The sequence below is a fragment of the Pseudomonas sp. PS02303 genome, assembly GCF_029959925.1.
GTDB lineage: Bacteria > Pseudomonadota > Gammaproteobacteria > Pseudomonadales > Pseudomonadaceae > Aquipseudomonas > Aquipseudomonas mandelii.
Genome location: NZ_JASCOM010000035.1, coordinates 12,641 through 32,860, shown reverse-complemented (window position 1 = coordinate 32,860; position 20,220 = coordinate 12,641). Strand labels below are relative to the sequence as shown.

Annotated in this window: 15 protein-coding genes; 6 read left to right on the top strand and 9 right to left on the bottom strand. The window is 59.1% G+C overall.

Going from position 1 to position 20,220, the window contains the following annotated elements; genetic code table 11:
- Positions 1-78 precede the first annotated feature (78 nt).
- Positions 79-1,542 (bottom strand): glyceraldehyde-3-phosphate dehydrogenase, encoded by a 1,464-nt coding sequence (locus QMX98_RS11595; protein WP_282410779.1) that lies wholly within the window; start codon positions 1,540-1,542, stop codon positions 79-81.
- 363 nt (positions 1,543-1,905) lie between these two features.
- On the opposite strand from QMX98_RS11595, the gene mfd reads away from it, so the two are divergent.
- Genes mfd through QMX98_RS11580 form a run of 3 tightly spaced genes read left to right on the top strand, consistent with a single transcriptional unit; the run spans position 1,906 to position 8,636 of the window.
- Positions 1,906-5,355, top strand: a complete 3,450-nt coding sequence (mfd, locus tag QMX98_RS11590) for a transcription-repair coupling factor (protein WP_282410778.1) — start codon at positions 1,906-1,908, stop codon at positions 5,353-5,355.
- Between the two features lie 10 nt (positions 5,356-5,365).
- Entirely contained in the window at positions 5,366-5,932 is a 567-nt protein-coding gene (locus QMX98_RS11585; RefSeq protein ID WP_010456333.1) for a CsiV family protein, read from the top strand.
- A gap of 10 nt (positions 5,933-5,942) precedes the next feature.
- Positions 5,943-8,636: a DEAD/DEAH box helicase gene (locus QMX98_RS11580; RefSeq protein ID WP_010456335.1), complete on the top strand. Its 2,694-nt coding sequence runs from the start codon at positions 5,943-5,945 to the stop codon at positions 8,634-8,636.
- A gap of 125 nt (positions 8,637-8,761) precedes the next feature.
- On the opposite strand, the gene QMX98_RS11575 is transcribed toward QMX98_RS11580, so the two are convergent.
- Positions 8,762-11,818 (bottom strand): DEAD/DEAH box helicase, encoded by a 3,057-nt coding sequence (locus QMX98_RS11575; protein ID WP_282410777.1) that lies wholly within the window; start codon positions 11,816-11,818, stop codon positions 8,762-8,764.
- 21 nt (positions 11,819-11,839) lie between these two features.
- On the opposite strand from QMX98_RS11575, the gene QMX98_RS11570 reads away from it, so the two are divergent.
- Positions 11,840-12,076, top strand: coding sequence for a hypothetical protein (locus tag QMX98_RS11570; RefSeq protein WP_282410776.1), 237 nt, complete (start codon positions 11,840-11,842; stop codon positions 12,074-12,076).
- Between the two features lie 49 nt (positions 12,077-12,125).
- On the opposite strand, the gene QMX98_RS11565 is transcribed toward QMX98_RS11570, so the two are convergent.
- The 3 genes from QMX98_RS11565 to QMX98_RS11555 all read right to left on the bottom strand — a co-directional run bounded on the left by QMX98_RS11565 (position 12,126) and on the right by QMX98_RS11555 (position 14,752).
- Positions 12,126-12,863, bottom strand: coding sequence for an S-methyl-5'-thioinosine phosphorylase (locus QMX98_RS11565; RefSeq protein WP_083376188.1), 738 nt, complete (start codon positions 12,861-12,863; stop codon positions 12,126-12,128).
- Between the two features lie 12 nt (positions 12,864-12,875).
- A complete protein-coding gene (gene nagZ, locus QMX98_RS11560) occupies positions 12,876-13,874 on the bottom strand; it encodes a beta-N-acetylhexosaminidase (protein WP_169857079.1) in 999 nt (332 codons plus the stop codon).
- A gap of 170 nt (positions 13,875-14,044) precedes the next feature.
- Positions 14,045-14,752 carry a TetR/AcrR family transcriptional regulator gene (locus QMX98_RS11555; RefSeq protein ID WP_010456345.1) on the bottom strand — a complete coding sequence of 236 codons (708 nt, stop codon included), beginning with the start codon at positions 14,750-14,752 and terminating at the stop codon, positions 14,045-14,047.
- Between the two features lie 229 nt (positions 14,753-14,981).
- Between QMX98_RS11555 and lexA the strand changes: the two genes are divergently transcribed.
- Positions 14,982-15,590 (top strand): transcriptional repressor LexA, encoded by a 609-nt coding sequence (gene lexA / locus QMX98_RS11550; RefSeq protein WP_007944149.1) that lies wholly within the window; start codon positions 14,982-14,984, stop codon positions 15,588-15,590.
- Between the two features lie 10 nt (positions 15,591-15,600).
- Positions 15,601-16,074: an SOS-induced cell division inhibitor SulA gene (sulA, locus tag QMX98_RS11545; protein ID WP_083376186.1), complete on the top strand. Its 474-nt coding sequence runs from the start codon at positions 15,601-15,603 to the stop codon at positions 16,072-16,074.
- A 93-nt stretch (positions 16,075-16,167) separates the two neighbouring features.
- Here sulA and QMX98_RS11540 read toward each other — a convergent pair whose 3' ends face one another.
- The 4 genes from QMX98_RS11540 to QMX98_RS11525 all read right to left on the bottom strand — a co-directional run bounded on the left by QMX98_RS11540 (position 16,168) and on the right by QMX98_RS11525 (position 20,158).
- Positions 16,168-16,401 carry a hypothetical protein gene (locus QMX98_RS11540; protein ID WP_010456352.1) on the bottom strand — a complete coding sequence of 78 codons (234 nt, stop codon included), beginning with the start codon at positions 16,399-16,401 and terminating at the stop codon, positions 16,168-16,170.
- A gap of 106 nt (positions 16,402-16,507) precedes the next feature.
- Positions 16,508-17,032, bottom strand: a complete 525-nt coding sequence (locus QMX98_RS11535; RefSeq protein ID WP_010456354.1) for a DUF6586 family protein — start codon at positions 17,030-17,032, stop codon at positions 16,508-16,510.
- 141 nt (positions 17,033-17,173) lie between these two features.
- On the bottom strand, positions 17,174-19,807 hold the full coding sequence (gene topA / locus QMX98_RS11530) for a type I DNA topoisomerase (RefSeq protein ID WP_282410775.1): 2,634 nt from the start codon (positions 19,805-19,807) through the stop codon (positions 17,174-17,176).
- A gap of 114 nt (positions 19,808-19,921) precedes the next feature.
- Positions 19,922-20,158: a DUF1653 domain-containing protein gene (locus QMX98_RS11525; RefSeq protein ID WP_017337558.1), complete on the bottom strand. Its 237-nt coding sequence runs from the start codon at positions 20,156-20,158 to the stop codon at positions 19,922-19,924.
- Positions 20,159-20,220 lie beyond the last annotated feature (62 nt).

Genomic DNA, 20,220 nt, shown 5'->3' with positions numbered 1-20,220 from the left:
CACACCTCTGAAAACTGACAAATTGCACAAACAAAAACGCCCCGACCAAAGTCGGGGCGTTTCATGTGCAGCTAAGGCTTAGCGCGGGAATGCTGGCGGGTTTACACAGGCCATGTCTTCCATCACGCGAACCACCTGGCAGCTGTAACCGAACTCGTTGTCGTACCAGACGTACAGAACAACGCGGTTGTCTTGGGTGATGGTCGCTTCAGCGTCCACAACGCCTGCGTGGCGCGAGCCAACGAAGTCGGTGGAAACCACTTCCTGCGAATTGACGTAGTCGATTTGCTTATGCAGATCGGAGTGCATGGCCATCTGGCGCAGGTACTCGTTGATCTCTTCACGAGTGGTGGCTTTCTCAAGGTTCAGGTTGAGAATGGCCATCGACACGTTTGGCGTCGGAACGCGGATCGCGTTACCGGTCAGCTTGCCAGCCAGCTCAGGCAGTGCCTTGGCAGCAGCAGTGGCAGCACCGGTCTCGGTGATCACCATGTTCAGCGCGGCACTACGGCCACGGCGATCACCTTTGTGGAAGTTGTCGATCAGGTTCTGGTCGTTGGTGTACGAGTGAACGGTTTCAACGTGACCATTTACGATGCCGAACTTGTCGTTCACAGCTTTGAGCACCGGCACGATGGCGTTGGTGGTGCAGGAAGCGGCGGAAACGATCTTGTCGTCAGCAGTGATATCACCGTGGTTGATGCCGTGAACGATGTTCTTCAGCTTGCCTTTACCCGGCGCGGTCAGAACAACGCGGTCGATACCTGGGCAAGCCAGGTGTTGACCCAGGCCCTCGGCGTCACGCCAAACACCGGTGTTGTCCACCAGCAGCGCGTCTTTGATGCCGTACTGGGTGTAATCCACTTCAGTCGGGTTCTTCGCGTAGATCACCTGGATCAGGTTGCCGTTGGCGGTGATGGTGTTGTTGGCTTCATCAATAGTGATGGTGCCATCGAACGGACCATGAACCGAGTCACGACGCAGCAGGCTTGCACGCTTGACCAGATCGTTCTCGGCGCCCTTGCGGACAACGATGGCGCGCAGACGCAGGCCGTCGCCACCACCGGTTTTCTCGATCAGGATGCGCGCCAGCAGACGGCCGATACGACCGAAGCCGTACAGGACAACGTCGGTGCCTTTGCGAGCGGAAACGTTCTGCTGACCAACGACGTCAGCCAGTTCTTCGCGGACGAACTGCTCGGCAGTGCGGCCATTGCCTTCGGCTTTGAACTTGACCGCAAGCTTGCCCAGGTCAACCGAAGCGGCGCCGAGCTTGAGCTCGCTCATCGCCTTGAGCAGCGGGAATGTTTCGTGGACGGACAATTCGCTGTCATCGGACTGACGATGACGAGCAAAGCGGTGAGCTTTGAGAATCGCAATGACTGAACGATTGATCAGGCTGCGGCCATAGATCGAGCTCACCACGTTGTTATTGCGGTAGAGCTGACCGATAAGCGGAATCATCGCTTCTGCGAGTGCTTCACGGTCGATCCATTCACCAAGACACTGGTCGGGCTTCTGAGTCACGGGAACCTTCCACATGTAGGGGCAGAAAAAAGGGGCTACATTATGCCGCCGAGTGCCTCCCGTAGCAATGCGCGCCTGTCGTGCGATCCGTAACAAAATCAGGTTCAAAAAAATCACGCAGCGATGCAGCCCAGTAAAACCGGGGCTTTCAGCGCAGTCAATTTTTTGGAGATACCGCTGTCTTATCCGTAACCCTCCGTAACACTCGGTCGTTTTGCCACTACATAATCATCAATTTCCGGTAAAAAACCGGCGAATTTTGTCTTTACCACTACATTTCGCCAAACCTGCGTAATAGACACAGTCTGCAACTGACAGGCGGCACCCGGGGCCGCTACAATTACCGACTTTGTCGCAACGCTTGGAGCTCAACCTTCCGTGCCCGTTCTGCGTCTACCGCTTCTCCCTGCCGCGGCAGGTAAACAGCACTGGGGCAACCTGCCCGGTGCCGCCCTTAGCCTGGCCATCGCCGAGGCTGCCAGCGCTGCCAAGCGCTTTACCCTGCTGCTGACCGCCGACAGCCAAAGTGCCGAACGGCTGGAACAGGAGCTGAGTTTCTTCGCCCCGGATTTGCCTGTGCTGCATTTCCCGGACTGGGAAACCCTGCCTTACGATCTGTTTTCACCCCACCAGGACATCATTTCCCAGCGCATCGCGGCCTTATATAGGTTGCCGGAGCTGAGCCATGGCGTATTGGTCGTGCCGATCACCACCGCGCTGCACCGCCTCGCGCCGACCAAATTCCTGCTCGGCAGCAGCCTGGTGCTGGACGTTGGCCAGAAGCTCGACGTCGAGCAAATGCGCACCCGACTTGAAGCCAGTGGCTATCGCTACGTCGACACGGTGTACGAGCACGGCGAGTTCACGGTGCGCGGCTCGCTGATCGACCTGTTCCCGATGGGCAGCAAACTGCCCTTCCGTATCGACTTGTTCGACGACGAAATCGAAACGCTGCGTACCTTCGACCCGGAAAACCAGCGCTCCATCGATAAAGTCGACACCGTTCGCCTGCTGCCCGCGCGGGAATTCCCGCTGCAGAAAGATGCGGTCACCCGCTTCAAGGCACGCTTTCGCGAGCGTTTCGATGTCGACTTCCGTCGCTGCCCGATCTTTCAAGACCTGAGCAGCGGGATTACACCGGCCGGTATCGAGTACTACCTGCCGCTGTTCTTCGACGAAACCTCGACGCTGTTCGATTACCTGCCCCAGGACACACAAGTGTTTTCCCTGCCGGGCATCGAGCAGGCGGCGGAAAACTTCTGGAACGACGTGCGCAATCGCTACGAAGAACGCCGCGTCGATCCGTCCCGTCCGTTATTACCTCCGGCCGAACTGTTCCTGCCGGTGGAAGACTGCTTTGCGCGCCTGAAGAACTGGCCGCGGGTAGTGGCCAGTCAACAGGACGTGGAAACCGGCGTCGGTCGCGAGCGCTTCCCGGCGCGCGAACTGCCGAACCTGGCCATCGAAGCCAAGGCCACCCAGCCGTTGGCGGCGCTGGCCGGCTTCCTCGACGAGTTTCCCGGGCGCGTGCTGTTTACCGCCGAGTCCGCGGGTCGTCGTGAAGTGCTGCTGGAATTGCTCGAACGCCTGAAGCTGCGACCGAAAACCGTCGACAGCTGGCCGGACTTTGTCGCAAGCAAGGAGCGGCTGGCGATCACCATCGCGCCGCTCGACGAAGGCCTGGTACTCGACGACCCGGCCCTGGCGCTGGTGGCCGAAAGCCCGTTGTTCGGTCAGCGGGTGATGCAACGTCGTCGCCGCGAAAAACGCGCCGATGCCAACAACGATGCAGTCATCAAGAACCTTACCGAGTTGCGCGAAGGCGCGCCGGTGGTGCATATCGATCACGGCGTCGGTCGCTACCTGGGTCTGGCGACCCTGGAAATCGACGATCAGGCTGCCGAGTTCTTGACCCTGCAATACGCAGAGGGCGCCAAGCTCTATGTGCCAGTGGCCAACCTGCACCTGATTGCTCGCTACACCGGTAGCGACGATGCCCTGGCCCCGCTGCACCGCCTCGGCTCGGAAACCTGGCAGAAAGCCAAACGCAAAGCCGCCGAGCAAGTGCGCGACGTCGCGGCCGAGCTGCTAGACATCTATGCCCGTCGCGCCGCTCGCGAGGGTTATGCCTTCGAAGACCCGAAAGCCGACTACGCAACCTTCAGTGCCGGTTTCCCGTTCGAAGAAACCCCGGATCAGCAAACCACCATCGACGCCGTCCGCGCCGACATGCTGGCACCGAAGCCGATGGACCGCCTGGTCTGCGGCGACGTGGGCTTCGGCAAGACCGAAGTGGCGATGCGCGCGGCGTTCATTGCGGTGCATGGCGGTCGCCAGGTGGCGATCCTGGTGCCGACTACCCTGCTCGCCCAGCAGCATTACAACAGCTTCCGCGACCGCTTCGCCGACTGGCCGGTGAGCGTGGAAGTGATGAGCCGCTTCAAGTCGACCAAGGAAGTCAACGCTGCAGTGGCGGACCTCGCCGAAGGCAAGATCGACATCGTCATCGGCACGCACAAGTTGCTGCAGGACGACGTGAAAATCAAAAACCTCGGGTTGGTCATCATCGACGAAGAGCATCGTTTTGGTGTCCGTCAAAAAGAGCAGCTCAAGGCCCTGCGCAGTGAAGTCGACATTCTTACCCTGACCGCCACGCCGATTCCGCGCACGCTGAACATGGCGGTGTCGGGCATGCGCGACCTGTCGATCATTGCCACGCCGCCAGCCCGTCGCCTGTCGGTGCGGACTTTCGTCATGGAGCAGAACAAGAACACGGTCAAAGAGGCCCTGCTACGTGAGTTGCTGCGCGGCGGTCAGGTCTATTACCTGCACAACGACGTCAAGACCATCGAGAAGTGTGCCGCCGACCTCGCCGAACTGGTGCCGGAAGCGCGGATCGGCATCGGCCATGGGCAGATGCGCGAACGCGATCTCGAACAGGTGATGAGCGACTTTTATCACAAGCGCTTCAACGTGCTGATTGCCTCGACCATCATCGAGACCGGCATCGACGTGCCGAGCGCCAACACCATCATCATCGAGCGTGCCGACAAATTTGGCCTGGCGCAGCTGCACCAATTGCGCGGCCGCGTCGGTCGCAGTCACCACCAGGCTTACGCTTATTTGCTGACCCCGCCACGCCAGCAGATCACTCCCGACGCCGAAAAACGTCTGGAAGCGATCGCCAACACCCAGGACCTCGGCGCAGGCTTCGTGCTCGCCACCAACGACCTGGAGATCCGTGGCGCCGGCGAACTGCTGGGCGACGGTCAGAGCGGTCAGATCCAGGCGGTCGGTTTCACCCTGTACATGGAAATGCTCGAACGCGCGGTGAAGTCGATCCGCAAGGGCGAACAACCGAACCTTGATCAACCGCTGGGCGGTGGTCCGGAAGTCAATCTGCGCGTCCCGGCGTTGATTCCCGAAGCCTACTTGCCGGACGTGCATGCCCGACTGATTCTCTACAAACGCATTGCCTCGGCCACCGATGAGGAAGGCCTCAAAGACCTGCAAGTGGAGATGATCGACCGTTTCGGCCTGCTGCCGGAACCGACGAAGAACCTGATGCGCATCACGGCATTGAAGCTGCAAGCCGAACTGCTGGGCATCAAGAAAGTCGACGGTGGCCCGCAAGGCGGCCGGATCGAGTTCGCCGCGCAGACGCCGGTCGACCCGCTGACCCTGATCAAACTGATCCAGGGCCAGCCCAAACGCTACAAATTCGAAGGTGCCACGATGTTTAAATTCATGGTCCCGATGGAGCGCCCGGAAGAGCGCTTTAATACTGTAGAGGCGCTGCTTGAGTGCCTCATTCCGAAAACTGCTTGAAGGACGCCGCATGCGCCTGTTTTGTTTACTGACCTTGCTGACCACCCTGGTCGCTCCTACGGCGTTTGCCGATGACCTGTACCAGGTTGAAATGATCCTGGTGCGGCAAAACGCCGTGCCAGCCATTGTCAGCAAAGCCGCACCGGAAGACTGGGCTGCCGGTGCAAAAAGTATCAGCAAGGACAACCTGCGCACGCCGAGCCTGAATAACGAAGTGCAAAAACTCAGCGCCAGCAGCGATTACACGGTGTTACTGCACAAGGCCTGGCAACAGAACCTGGGCGAAGATGCCCGCAAGATCGCCATCAGTGAGGGCAAGGAACAGTTCGGCCAGTTCCCGATCGAGGGCACGTTGAGCTTGAAACTGGGACGTTTTACCGACGTCGACGCGGATTTCTGGGTCAACCAGATCGACGCCAATGGTTTGGTCACCGCCAGCGAACGCCTGAAGCAGGAAAGCCACACCAAGAACGGCCAGCTGAACTTCCTCGACAACGGCCACCTCGGCCTGCTGATCAAGATCACCTCGCTCACCGCCCCTGCGCCTCGGCCAGTCCCCGATGAAATTCCGGACTGATTGAGTCCCTATGTCAGCGACCCTGAGCAAACCCCTGGCACCTTCCTGGGTCAGCCGATTCAAGGAACAGAGCCTGGAGCGTGGCCGTCGCTACGCGCTGGAGAACCGCGTCAGGATCGTCGAGGCTGGCGATGCCACGATCGTCGCCGCTTGCGAAGGCTCTGGCGGTAACGTGTACCGCCAGACCATTCGCCTGCGGGAGTCGGCCAAAGCGACCTTGCTGATGGTCGACGCCACGTGCACATGCCCGGTTCACGTCAACTGCAAACATTGCGCGGCGGTGCTGCTGAAGGTGCAGGAAACCCTCGCCTACCCCGCCGCCGCACAAGACGCCGAACTGCTGGAAAAACTTCAGGCGGTATTGGAAAACCGCAGCCCAAAGGCGCCACCCCAAGTCCTTGTGGACAACGTGCAACCGATACCGCGCCTGTGGCTGGCGAGCATCGAGTTCAGCGCCTTCGAACCACGCAACGGCAAGATGCAGCGCTACATCCAGCATCGGGCGGCGCTGTCGTTCAGCTATCTGGATGAGTACGTTTCCGGGCAGAAGAACGCCGATGTACTGATTCGCCAGGAAACCCAGACGCTACGGATAAAACGCCACCCGGAAGTCGAACAGGCCTACCGGGAGCAGCTGCGAATTCTCGGTTTCAAGATCGCCACCCGACAAAGCAAGGCCTTGCCGGAAAGCGCTGGCGAACTCTATGAAATGGTCAACGACAGCGCCTGGCTGACCTTCACCCTCAATGAATTGCCGAAACTGCGCACTCAAGGTTGGGAGCTGCAGATCGACGAAGATTTCGGCTTCGACCTGACCGCCGTGGACGATTGGTACGCCACCGTCGAGCAGGCACCGGAGCGCGACTGGTTTGATCTGGAGCTGGGGATCATCGTCAACGGCGAGCGCTTGAGCTTGCTGCCGATCCTGCTGAACCTGATGCGCTCCCACACCGAAATCCTCAATCCGGAACGCCTCGCCCGCCGACGCGACGACGAACTGATTCTGGTGAACATTCCCAACCGCCCGAATTCCCAGCACGGCCCCTTGCAGGTCGCCCTGCCCTTCGGCCGCTTGAAACCGGTGCTGGCGACGCTTGGCGAGTTCTACCTGCAAGAGCCCGGCGAAACCACGCTACGCCTGAGCAAGGCCGACGCCACGCGCCTGAATCCGCTGGAAGGCATGCCGCTGCTTTGGGAAGGTGGCGAGCAGATCCGCACGTTTGCCCAGCGCCTTCGGGACATCAAGGATTACACCGCAACAGCCCCCGAAGGCTTGAACGCGACCTTGCGCCCATATCAGCTGGAAGGCTTGAGCTGGATGCAGTCGCTGCGGCAACTGGAAGTCGGCGGAATTCTCGCGGACGACATGGGCCTGGGTAAAACCCTACAGACGCTGGCGCATATTCTTAGTGAGAAGAACGCCGGACGCCTCGACCGGCCGTGCATGGTGGTGATGCCCACCAGCCTGATCCCGAACTGGCTCGATGAAGCCGCGCACTTCACGCCACAGCTCAAAGTGCTGGCGCTGTACGGCGCCAGTCGCAAAAAACACTTTGATCACCTGGTCGATTACGACCTGATCCTCACCACCTATGCACTGCTGCCAAAGGACGTCGAACGCCTGGCCGCGCAGCCGCTGCACGTGCTGGTACTGGACGAAGCGCAATACATCAAGAACCCCAACAGCAAGGCCGCCCACGCCGCCCGCGAGCTGAATGCGCGCCAGCGCCTGTGCCTGAGTGGCACGCCGCTGGAAAACCACCTCGGCGAGCTGTGGTCGCTGTTCCACTTCCTCTTGCCTGGCTGGCTTGGCGACGTGAAAAGCTTCAACCGCGATTACCGCGTACCGATTGAAAAACGCGCCAGTGAAGTCAGACTTCAGCACCTCAACGGTCGGATCAAACCGTTCCTGCTGCGCAGGACCAAGGAGCAGGTCGCGACGGAATTGCCGCCGAAGACCGAGATCATCCATTGGGTCGAGCTCAACGAAGCCCAGCGCGATGTGTATGAAACCATGCGCCTGGCGATGGACAAGAAAGTCCGCGACGAGATCACTCGCAAAGGCGTGGCGCGCAGCCAAATCATCATTCTTGAAGCGCTGCTGAAACTGCGCCAGGTGTGCTGCGACTTGCGCCTGGTCAACGATGCCGTGCCGCCGACTCGCGGCAGTACCTCGGGCAAGCTCGACAGCCTGATGGAAATGCTGGATGAGCTGTTTGAGGAAGGTCGGCGAATTTTGCTGTTCTCGCAATTCACCTCGATGCTGGCGTTGATCGAGGTCGAACTGAAGAAACGCGGTGTTGAATACGCGTTGCTGACGGGACAGACCCGTGACCGCCGCGCCCCCGTGAAGGACTTTCAGAGCGGCAAGCGTCAGATCTTTCTGATCAGCTTGAAGGCAGGCGGTGTCGGTTTGAACCTGACGGAAGCGGATACGGTGATCCACTACGATCCTTGGTGGAACCCGGCGACGGAAAATCAGGCGACAGATCGGGCGTATCGCATCGGCCAGGAGAAGCCGGTGTTCGTCTACAAGATGATTGCCCGAGGCACGGTGGAAGAGAAGATTCAGCACCTGCAAAAGGAAAAATCCGACCTGGCGGCCGGTGTGCTGGATGGGCGCAAGACTGGCGACTGGAAGTTGCAGAGCGATGATATTGAAGCGTTGTTTGCGCCGTTGCCGGATAAGCTCGAGAAGCGCTGAGGTCTGCGGCGCCCGGCAGATCGATTTCGCGGGCAAGCCACGCGCCCACAGGTTCAGCGATCATCCTGTGGAAGCGTGTCTTGCCCGCGATAGGGTCAATTCGTTTTCAGTCAAGAGATCGGAAATCAGGACTTGAGATTTGGCAACGGCGCAAACAGCGCTTCAATGTCACTCTGCTCAAGCTTCCAGCCACCCGTCGCTCCACCTTCAAGCACCGCCCCGGCCAGCGCGGCCTTCTCCAACTGCAATGCCTGAATTTTTTCTTCTACGGTGCCACGGGCTATCAGCTTGTAGACGAACACAGGTTTGTTTTGCCCGATCCTGTAGGCCCGATCAGTCGCCTGGTTTTCGACCGCAGGGTTCCACCAGGGATCAAAATGGATGACTGTATCCGCAGCTGTCAGGTTCAGACCTGTGCCGCCAGCCTTCAAACTGATCAGAAACAGCGGCACTTTACCGCTCTGAAAGTCCTTGACCGGTGTGCGCCGATCCGTTGTCTCACCCGTCAACAACGAGTAACCCTGACCACGTTGCTGCAACTCGTCCTCAATCAAGGCGAGCATCGAAGTGAACTGTGAAAACAGCAGCACCTTGCGGCCTTCGCTGAGCAACTCTTCCAGCATCTCCATCAGGCTGACCAGTTTCCCGCTGCCAGAACGAAGGGCTTTGGCGGTGAGCGGCGTTTTGATCAACCGCAGATCGCAACACACCTGACGCAGCTTGAGCAATGCATCGAGGATGATGATTTGACTGCGCCCGACACCACTGCGGGCAATTTCGTCACGCACCTTCTTATCCATTGCTACGCGCACGGTTTCATACACATCCCGCTGCCCATCGCTGAGATCAACCCAATGCACAATCTCGGTTTTCGGTGGTAATTCGGTTGCCACCTGATCTTTCTTGCGACGTAGCAAAAAGGGCTTTATCCGGGCCGTCAGATGTTGCATCCGTTCGTTATTGCCATGCTTCTCGATCGGCGTGCGGTAGTCGCGATTGAAGGTTTTGCTGTCGCCAAGCCAGCCAGGCAGCAAAAAGTGAAATTGCGACCACAACTCGCCGAGATGATTTTCCAGCGGGGTGCCGGACAGACACAATCGCTGGCGGGCCTGTAGGTCTCGGGCTGCTTGAGCCGCTTTGCTGACCGGATTCTTGATGTTCTGCGCCTCATCGAGAATCAGCACACTCCAGACCTGAGGCTGTAAAACCTCCAGATCGCGCGGCAACAGCGCGTAGGTGGTCAATACCAAGTCGTATTCGGCAAGACTGGCAAAGTCTTTTTGCCGCGCCGCACCATGCAGTGCCAAGACCTTCAACTGCGGGGTAAAGCGCTGCGATTCGTCGAGCCAGTTGGGGATCAGACTGGTGGGCATCACAGCCAGTGCCGGACGATCAAGCCGTCCGGCCTGTTTTTCTGTCAGCAGATGAGCCAGGGTTTGCAGGGTTTTTCCCAGGCCCATGTCGTCGCCGAGAATACCGCCGACCTCCAGTTCTCGAAGGGTTTGCATCCAGTTCAGCCCTTCCAGCTGATAAGGTCGTAGCGTCGCGTTCAGGCCCTCGGGCGCCGGGACGTGAGCATGGATCGACTCCCGTAAACGCTTTGCAAAACTGCGCAGTCGTTCACCGCCCTGCCAGACCAGCGGAATGCCTTCCAGCGCACTCAGCCGCGCCGCATCCGGAGCACTCAAACGCAACGAGTCGCCCAGATGTTTACCCAGGTACAACTCGCCAAGGGTCGCCATCAGCGGTTTTATCCGACCAAAAGGGAGTGCGACTTTGCCATGGGATTTACCACCGAAACGCCCATCGCCAAGTTCAATCAGTAGCTGTTCGTCATCATTGCGCTGGGCCAAGCTCGCAGGTTCCATCAACTGTGGCTGGCTACGTAGCAAATGCAGCAGGATGGGCAACAGGCTATGACGCTCGCCGTTGACGACGATGCCCAGCTGCAAATCGAACCACTGGCGCCCCGACTCCTCCTCGACTTCTGCATACCACTGTTCGACGGGGTGCACGCTGAAGTCAAAGTTATCGCTGATATCGATCAGCCAGTTTTTCTCCCGCAGCGCCGGGATGCCATGGTGCACAAAAGCAAGCCAGGCCACGTCATCCGGCAGGGCGAACATTTCGCCTGGACGATCCAGGTTGCTTTTGCGTGTGGCCTTTTTAAAACCATGTTTTTGCAGGGCTTGGCGCAAGGCTTTTTCGGCGACAGGGTTGCGCTGGATGCGCAGGGTTTCGGTACCCGAAAGGATCAGCACCTCCGGGTTTCGGTCCGACGTCGGATGGCCGTTGTAGGTAAACGCCAATGCAGCCCGGTGCTCTGGCTCGTACTGCCAGCGGACGTAACGCTTGCCGCTGGCGAGCGTCAGGTGAGCCTGAGGAAAAATGCCTTCGACGACCCGTTCCGTCAGGGCGTACGGAGGTGGTGCTGCCCGGGTCGCAGCGGTCATCCGCTGGCTGAACTGCATCGCCTGACCTGCAGGAATATCGGGAGCCAATGACAAGTGACGGGCCAGCTTTTCGTCCAGCTCGCTGAACAGCGGTCCGACTTGCAGCCGCTCGCGATCCAGATAATACAAGGGTTCCAGGGCCAGGATCGTTTCCACTGGCGCTTCGTCGCTGCTCCATTGAGGGCGAAAACTGCCATTGGATTGTTCGGCCCAGGAAAATTGACCTGTTCTTCTCATTCCCGGCGTCAGGGGTTGTGGCTGATCGAGGTCAAGGAAAAAGCGCGAGGTTCGCAACAGCATTTCGATAAGTTCCACCCCACTGCTGCCTTCCAAGGGGTAGCCAGCGTAATGGGCGTGGTGGGAGTGAACGGCGACCAACAATCTGGCGATCCGCAGATCCAGTTCGGTCAGGTAACCGGGTTGCCGAATCAGCGTATCCGACAGCGAGTACACCGGCTTGATGTCTTGCAGGCGGCCGTCCTTGAGCTGATGGGCCTTGAAAATTTCCAGCGTCCATTTCCCGGCAGAGGATGTTGCCCTGAGTTTGTAAAACAGGCGCGTGCCTGCTCCCTGCGCCGACTCGTCAGGGGGATTGCTTGCAGAAGGAATACCGTCGATCCAGCGCTCCAGTTCACGATTCAAGTGAACCTGGACGGCACTTTGAGGCGCGTTAACGGGATGTTCTTGCAGGTGATAGATGACTGCGGCGCAGTGCTTGCAATTGAACATGACAGGACAGGAGCAAACGCATTGAAGCTGCGCTTGCCCACGCCGATCTTCAGTGAGCTCAATGACCTGCTCGTATGCCTGCGCCTGGGAGCCGATGCACGTAGCGATAACCATATGGTCATCAATCTGACGGATCGTTATCCGATCCTCATCCGCGTACCTGCGAGCTTTTTCCAGAGCACGATGGCTGAACACCTCTGCCCACGGCAGCGCATGAAGTTGCTCAGTTATTGTGGTCACGACATCAACACCGCTTGAAACTCATTGAATCGTAAAGCAGCCAGGCACCTAATCCGACCGCTGATACTCAACCCGCCAACACCCGCGCCAACGTGGACTTGACCTTGCCCATCCCGTCCTGCAACGCCTGCTCGATCTCGGCCATGGTGATCACCGCCGTGGACTTGCCCGCTGCCGGGTTCACCACCAGCGCCAGACACGCATAATCCAGTTCCAGCTCACGGGCTAACGCCGCTTCCGGCATGCCGGTCATGCCGACGATGTCGCAGCCGTCGCGTTCCAGTTTTGCGATTTCAGCGACGGTCTCCAGACGTGGGCCCTGGGTGCAGGCGTAGATGCCCTGACTGCTGTAATCGACGCCTTCAGCCGCCAATGCCGCGATCAATTGCTGGCGCAGTGGCTCGCTGTAGGGATAGCTGAAATCGATGTGGGTGACGTGATCCAGGTCGCCAGCGAAATAGGTGTGCTCGCGACCGCTGGTGTAGTCGATCAACTGATGAGGCACACAAAAGTGTCCAGTACCCATTGCAGCATGAATTCCGCCCACGGCGTTGACCGCGAGGATCGCCTCGGCACCCGCCTGTTTCAGCGCCCAAAGGTTGGCGCGGTAATTCACCTGATGCGGCGGAAAACGGTGCGGGTGACCGTGGCGGGCGAGGAACAGCACTTCCTTGCCGGCGTATTCACCAATCTGCACGTCGGCCGAAGGCGCGCCATAGGGCGTGTCCACCGCCAGCGACTGACGAATGTTCAGGCCTTCGAGTTGGGTCAGGCCGGTGCCACCGATAATCGCGTAAACCGTCATAACGAAAAGTCCTTATTCAATCAGTTGAGCTTCTTTAAGCGCGCCTATGGCAGTCAGCCAGCGCGGGTTCTGACGGTATTCAGTGTTGGCATACGACTGGCCACGCATCCGCGCAATGCGCTCGGATGGCTTGACCTTCAAGCGCTGGGCAGCGCTCAAGGCCAGCTCCGCTGCAGCGCGGTCGTTACACACCAGGCCCATGTCGCAGCCAGCGGTCAGCGCGGCCTCGATACGGCTGGCGGCATCGCCTACCACGTGGGCACCGGCCATGGACAGATCGTCACTGAAGATCACACCATCGAATTGCAGCTCACCGCGCAAAATGTCCTGCAACCAGCGGCGGGAAAACCCGGCTGGCTGGGAATCGACTTGCGGGTAAATAACGTGGGCTGGCATGACGGCGGCCAGTTGTTTGCTCAATCTGGCGAACGGCACCAGGTCGTTGGCGCGGATTTCATCGAGGCTGCGTTCGTCGTTCGGGATCGCGACGTGGGAATCCGCCTCGGCCCAGCCGTGACCGGGAAAATGCTTGCCGGTGGCAGCCATGCCGGCGCTGTTCATGCCGCGAATGAATGCACCCGCCAGCAGCGCTGCGCGCTCCGGGTCACCTTCAAACGAACGGGTGCCGACGACGGCGCTGCGCTGGTAATCCAGGTCCAGCACCGGGGCGAAACTCAGATCGAGGCCAACGGCCAGCACTTCGGTGGCCATGATCCAGCCGCACTGCTCGGCCAGGTATTCGGCGTTCGGATTGTCGGCGATGGCGCGCATGGCCGGCAGCCGCACGAAGCCTTGGCGCAGACGCTGAACGCGACCGCCTTCTTGATCCACCGCCAGCAGCAGGTCGGGACGAATGGCGCGGATCGCAGCGCTCAACTCGCGCACCTGACGCGGATTTTCGATGTTACGGGCGAAAATGATCAGGCCACCCACTTCGGGCTGACGCAACAATTGGCGATCTTCGGCCGTCAGCCAGGTACCGGCGACGTCCACCATCAACGAGCCTTGCAGGCCAGCAGTCATAGAGATTCCTTGATAACGAAAAACCCGGCGCGCACGCGCTCGCCGCCTTGGGCTGTGCCCGGCAGGTCGGCGACATCAATGGGAAGCGGGTTCAGAACGAGAGTCGGCATGGGCGGCTAGCTTAGCGGATGTCAGTCGCCGCGCCCACCCGTGCGCGGCTAAACCTTGGCGGCAGCCGGGGCCGACTTGCTGCGCGGACGCAGTTGTGCGGTGGCCATGGCCACATCGGTGACGCCGGTTTCGGCACGCATGCCTGCGGCCAGGAACGGCACCATCAGACGCATCACTTGCTCAATGGAGGTGTTAACGCCGAAATCGGTCTCGGCAATGGCGCGCAACGCCTTGATACCGGACATGCTGAACGCCGCAGCGCCGAGCATGAAGTGCACGCGCCAGAACAGTTCGATCGGCGGAATACGCGGCGCGGCTTCGTTGACCAGCATCATGTAGCGGCGGAACACCTTGCCGTACATGTCTTCCAGATAACGACGCAGGTGGCCCTGGCTTTGACTGAACGCCAACCCCAGCAAGCGCATGAAGATAGACAGATCGTTGCCGCTGCGCGGCTGCACGACGAGGGCTTGCTCAACGAGAATCTCGAGCAACTCTTCGAGTGTCGGCTTGTTTTCAGGCTTGGACTGACGCCGCTCCAGCTCTTTATCAAGGCTCAGGCAAAACGGCCCGAGAAAGCGCGAGAAGACAGCCTGGATCAGCGCCTTCTTCGAACCGAAGTGATAATTCACCGCCGCCAGATTGACACCGGCTTTGCTGGTGATCAGACGCAACGAGGTTTCGGCGAAACCTTTTTCCGCGAACAACTGCTCGGCAGCATCAAGAATGCGTTCAACGGTTTCCGACTGGGCCATGGCTACTCCGCCTGACAAACACTTGTTTGAAACATACGTTTCAGCCTGTGCATTGTCAAGCCTGCCGGTTCGTTTTGGGAATGGTCGGTCAGCTATTTAACCATACAACGGCGAGGCTTTAATCAGCGGGCTGATCGACCGTCCAGCGGCCGGCGAAAAAAGGGGCATTGCCAAGACCGTTCCACTGTATATAATCCCAGTCACTGTATAAAAAGACAGAGCGATCAATATGCTAAAGCTGACGCCACGCCAAGCAGAGATTCTGGCCTTCATCAAACGCTGCCTCGAAGACAACGGCTACCCGCCGACCCGTGCGGAAATCGCTCAGGAACTGGGTTTCAAGTCGCCTAACGCGGCGGAAGAACACCTCAAGGCGCTGGCCCGCAAGGGTGCAATCGAGATGACCCCGGGCGCTTCCCGTGGCATCCGCATTCCGGGCTTCGAAGCCAAGGCCGACGAGTCTACTCTGCCGATCATTGGCCGGGTGGCTGCCGGTGCGCCGATTCTGGCCCAGCAGCACATCGAGGAGTCCTGCAACATCAACCCTGCCTTCTTCCATCCGCGTGCTGACTATCTGCTGCGCGTTCATGGCATGAGCATGAAGGACGTCGGCATTTTCGACGGCGACCTGTTGGCCGTCCACACCACCCGGGAAGCCCGCAATGGCCAGATCGTCGTGGCGCGGATCGGTGACGAAGTGACCGTCAAGCGCTTCAAGCGAGATGGCAGCAAGGTCTGGTTAATTGCCGAAAACCCTGAATTCGCCCCTATCGAAGTCAACCTGAAAGATCAGGAACTGGTGATTGAAGGCTTGAGTGTCGGCGTCATTCGCCGCTAAAGGAGGCTTTATGCAGTTCCCACACACATCGCAGCAAGCACAACTGCCGTTGTTCGAGGCATTCATGGTGCAGCCGTTGGCCCCGATCCTGAAAGACGTGGTCGAGTCGCCCTGGAGCGCCGAACCCGAAGTCTTCAGCGAGCTTTCACTACGTGGTGCGGCCGGGAATTGCTTGAACCTTTTGGCGCCGATTCTTCGTGAATTGAGTCAGGATCAAGACGCGCGGTGGCTGACACTGATCGCCCCGCCCGCCAGCCTGACTCAGACGTGGTTGCGGGACGCCGGTCTTAACCGCGAACGCATCCTGCTGCTGCAACCTCGCGGCACTCAGAGCGCTCAGCAGTTGACCTGCGAAGCCTTGCGCCTGGGCCGCAGCCATACGGTTGTCAGTTGGCTCAACCCATTGAACGCAAACTCACGGCAACAGTTGATCAGCGCAGCCCGTACCGGAGATGCGCAGAGCCTGAATATTCGCTTGGGTTAATGCATCAATAATGCGCGCAACGCAAAGCGCGGGGCTTCTCAAAGGATAGAGAAGCCAGTTCGTAACCGTATTAGCAGAAAGCGACGAATGGGATCAGTGGAGGACCCGCGAACTCTCATCCGTATTAAATTCGCCTTCAACCAGGCGTCCTGCCATCTGAACACCCACGCTCAACATCGCCTTGGCGACTTCCACGTGCTGGCCCTGCAGGAAAGCCTTGGCATCCTCGGAGAAATCCAAAGTAACCAGAGAACCCTCGTCCTCGGCCCTGCGCAGCTCAATCCGGCCGTCTGGTAACTCGACAATTTCTAGAAAGGACGTTGGCATAAAGGTCTGTTCTCCACGAAAGGCGGGGATTATATAGGCATCGGCCAGGCTTCGCTCGGTAACTTGACCAGCAGCGCTTTTAATCGCGCCGCCGGCTCTCAGTCGATCAGCACTCGTTCAAACCTTCGCGAAACCGGATCGCCAGCCCTTTGAGGTTCTGACGCCAGCTCTCCAGCTCTTCGCGACTCAATTCCTCAGGCGCGTCTTCCTCATCCAGGTTAACGGCCAGGATGAGCGGCTGAGTCACGTCGCCCTTGGGCTTATGCGGAGCGCGAGGCGGTTGAAACATCGCCGCGTGAGCCGCCAGCAGCTTCGCCAGCCAGGTTTCCGGATTCTGGGCCAGCTCGAACATCTCAGCCATCTCGGGAATGGCGATGGCTTCCAGCACTTCGCGTGTCAGCAACATTTCTGCCCGAGGTGCATTGGCCTGAGGCAAGCGGTAGAAGCCGGCGATTTCATGGCACAGCCCCAGCAACGCACCGTACAGGTGAAACAACGTCGACTCGCGCCCAGCCTGAATCAGCGCCAGGGAGTTCATCGCCCGCCCCTCTTCGGCCTTGGCTAGCGCTTCCAGCGACAGGCCGGCGAAATAAATCTTCTGGTTGGTACGGGTATAGAGTTCGTGGGCCATGACGGCAGCCTCCACAACGAAATAATTGCTTCACGCAGGTCAGACAGTGTCGTGGATCCGCCGATCCCACCGCAAGCACAAAACAAAAAGGCCGCATGAAAACCAGTAGGTTGTCATGCGGCCTTTTCAGTACAGCACCTGTTAAGCCTTAGCGACCTTCGCTGGACGCTTGTCTTCGACCGTCCATTTGCCGCCATCGTAGTACGCCTTCCAGCCAGTCGGCTTACCGTCGACTTCAGTCTGCACGTACTGCTCTTTGGTCTTGCGGCTGTAGCGAATCACCGCAGGCAGGCCGTCCGGATCTTTCTTCGGCGCTTCGCAGAGGAAGTGGTACTTCGGATCGATCTCATCCTTGTGCGGCACAATTTCCATGACCAGCGGAGCACGTGTCTCGCGGTTTTTCGGGAATTGACTGGCCGCAAGGAACAGGCCGGAAGCACCGTCGCGCAGGATATAAGTGTCGTTGACCTTTTCGCATTTCAGCTCAGGCATCTTCACCGGATCCATCTTCGGCGGCGCCGCATCACCGCTTTTCAGCAGTTTGCGGGTGTTCTTGCACGTCGCGTTGGTGCAACCGAAGAACTTGCCGAAACGGCCGGTCTTGAGCTGCATCTCGCTGCCGCACTTGTCGCATTCCAGGCTCGGACCTTCGTAGCCCTTGATGCGATAGGTGCCCTCTTCGATTTCATAACCAGCGCAATCCGGGTTGTTACCGCAGATGTGCAGCTTGCGCTTCTCATCCAGCAGGTAGGCGTCCATCGCCGTGCTGCAGATCGGGCAACGGTGCTTGCCGCGCAGTACCAAGGATTCCGATTCACCCTCGTCGTCCGCCGCGATTTCATCGCCCGGTACCAGGTTGACGGTGGCCTTGCAGCGTTCTTTCGGCGGCAGGCTGTAACCCGAGCAACCCAGGAACACGCCGGTCGATGCGGTACGAATCTGCATCGGACGCCCGCACAACACGCACGGGATATCAGTCATCACCGGCTGGTTGGCGCGCATGCCGCCTTCGGCGCTTTCGGCTACTTCGAGTTTCTTCTTGAAGTCGCCGTAGAACTCGTCGAGCACGTTTTTCCAGTCGCGCTCGCCCTGAGCCACGTCATCGAGATTCTCTTCCATGCCGGCGGTGAAGCCGTAGTCCATGAGATTGGAGAAGCTCTCGGCCAGACGCTCGGTCACGATGTCGCCCATCTTTTCCGAGTAGAAACGACGGTTGTGCAGCGCAACGTAGCCACGGTCCTGGATGGTGGAAATGATCGCGGCGTAGGTCGAAGGACGACCGATGCCGCGTTTTTCCATCTCCTTGACCAGGCTCGCTTCCGAGTAACGCGCCGGCGGCTTGGTGAAGTGCTGGGTCGGATCAAGCTTGATCAGCTTCATCGCGTCGCTCTGGGCCATGTCCGGCAGCACGTCGTCATCGCCAGGCTTGGCGATTTGCGGCATGACCCGGGTGTAGCCGTCGAACTTCAGGATGCGACCCTTGGCGCGCAGCTCGAAATCGCCGGCACCGACGGTGACCGTGGTTGACAGGTATTGGGCTGGCAGCATCTGGCACGCGAGGAACTGGCGCCAGATCAGCTCGTAGAGCCGCTCTGCATCACGCTCCATGCCCGACAGCTTGCTTGGCTCGGTATTGGCGTCAGACGGACGAATCGCTTCGTGAGCCTCTTGTGCGCCTTCCTTGCTGCTGTAGACATTCGGGTTTTCCGGCAGGTACTTCTTGCCGAACTCGCCTTCAATATAGGTGCGCGCCATCGTCACGGCATCGGCCGAGAGGTTGGTGGAGTCGGTACGCATATACGTGATGTAGCCGGCTTCATACAGACGCTGGGCCATCATCATGGTTTTCTTCACGCCGAAGCCCAGGCGGTTACTCGCAGCCTGTTGCAGGGTGGACGTGATAAACGGCGCCGACGGCTTGCTGCTGGTCGGCTTGTCTTCGCGCTTGACGATGCTGTAGCTGGAAGCCTTGAGCTTCTCCAGCGCGGCCATGGCCTGGGCTTCGTTGAGCGGCTTGAAGGCTTCGCCTTTCTCGCGAGCCACGTCGAAGCGCACGGTGGCGCCCTTGGCGGTGCCGAGGTCGGCGTGGACTTCCCAGTATTCTTCGGGGTTGAACGCGCGGATTTCACGCTCACGCTCGACCACCAGCTTCACGGCAACCGATTGCACGCGACCGGCGGACAGACCACGAGCGACTTTGGCCCACAGCAGTGGCGAAACCATGTAACCCACCACGCGGTCGAGGAAACGACGCGCCTGTTGTGCGTTGACACGGTCAATGTCCAGCTCGCCCGGTTTGGAGAAGGCTTCCTGAATCGCTTTCTTGGTGATTTCGTTGAACACCACGCGCTTGTAGCGGCTGTCGTCACCACCGATGGCTTCGCGCAGGTGCCAGGCAATGGCTTCCCCCTCGCGATCCAAGTCGGTTGCGAGATAGATGGTGTCAGCATCTTTGGCGAGCCGGCGCAGCTCTTCGATGACCTTTTCCTTGCCCGGGAGGATCTCGTACTTGGCTTTCCAGCCATGATCGGGATCGACACCCATGCGCGAGACCAGCTGCTTGCGCGCCTTCTCTTTCGGCGTGAGCACCGGACCTTCACCCGCGGCGGCCTTGCCGCGCTTGGCGGCAGGCTCTTTGCTGGCGCTAGCCGAACCGCTGGTGGGCAGGTCTCGGATATGGCCGATACTCGACTTCACCACGTATTGGTTACCCAGATACTTGTTGATGGTCTTGGCCTTAGCCGGGGATTCCACAATGACCAGCGATTTGCCCATGGATCAGAAAATTCCTGAATTCTAGAAGTGAAAGGCGGTTGGCGCCTGACGCGGCACCGCTATATATAGTGGCTACAAGGTGAGGTCAAGCGCAGGGTCCTGCGCGCACTCAGCTTATGCCTTCGAAAAAAGGCTCGGTTCGGCTTGCACCAAAGCAAAGCGTGGCACCTGTTCGCCGTCAACCTCGACCGACTCCAGGAACATGCTCAAGGGACGCACCCAAAAGCCGTAATCGCCATACAGGGCTTGGTAGAAGACCACTTCTTCCTCGGTTTCCGAATGCCGCGCGATGCTGAATACGCGGTACTGCGGACCTTTGTAATGCTGGTAGAGCCCAGGTTGTATCGGCATGGTTTGGCCCTCACTCAAATCTTTTAAAAATAAAAACAAAAAATAAATTCAGAAAAACAAAA

Bases quoted from the DNA above. Each gene is read 5' to 3' on its own strand.
- QMX98_RS11595 (WP_282410779.1), bottom strand. From the start codon at position 1,542: ATGTGGAAGGTTCCCGTGACTCAGAAGCCCGACCAGTGTCTTGGTGAA.
- QMX98_RS11585 (WP_010456333.1), top strand. From the start codon at position 5,366: ATGCGCCTGTTTTGTTTACTGACCTTGCTGACCACCCTGGTCGCTCCT.
- QMX98_RS11580 (WP_010456335.1), top strand. From the start codon at position 5,943: ATGTCAGCGACCCTGAGCAAACCCCTGGCACCTTCCTGGGTCAGCCGA.
- QMX98_RS11575 (WP_282410777.1), bottom strand. From the start codon at position 11,818: ATGTTCAATTGCAAGCACTGCGCCGCAGTCATCTATCACCTGCAAGAA.
- QMX98_RS11565 (WP_083376188.1), bottom strand. From the start codon at position 12,863: ATGACGGTTTACGCGATTATCGGTGGCACCGGCCTGACCCAACTCGAA.
- QMX98_RS11555 (WP_010456345.1), bottom strand. From the start codon at position 14,752: ATGGCCCAGTCGGAAACCGTTGAACGCATTCTTGATGCTGCCGAGCAG.
- lexA (WP_007944149.1), top strand. From the start codon at position 14,982: ATGCTAAAGCTGACGCCACGCCAAGCAGAGATTCTGGCCTTCATCAAA.
- sulA (WP_083376186.1), top strand. From the start codon at position 15,601: ATGCAGTTCCCACACACATCGCAGCAAGCACAACTGCCGTTGTTCGAG.
- QMX98_RS11540 (WP_010456352.1), bottom strand. From the start codon at position 16,401: ATGCCAACGTCCTTTCTAGAAATTGTCGAGTTACCAGACGGCCGGATT.
- QMX98_RS11535 (WP_010456354.1), bottom strand. From the start codon at position 17,032: ATGGCCCACGAACTCTATACCCGTACCAACCAGAAGATTTATTTCGCC.
- topA (WP_282410775.1), bottom strand. From the start codon at position 19,807: ATGGGCAAATCGCTGGTCATTGTGGAATCCCCGGCTAAGGCCAAGACC.
- QMX98_RS11525 (WP_017337558.1), bottom strand. From the start codon at position 20,158: ATGCCGATACAACCTGGGCTCTACCAGCATTACAAAGGTCCGCAGTAC.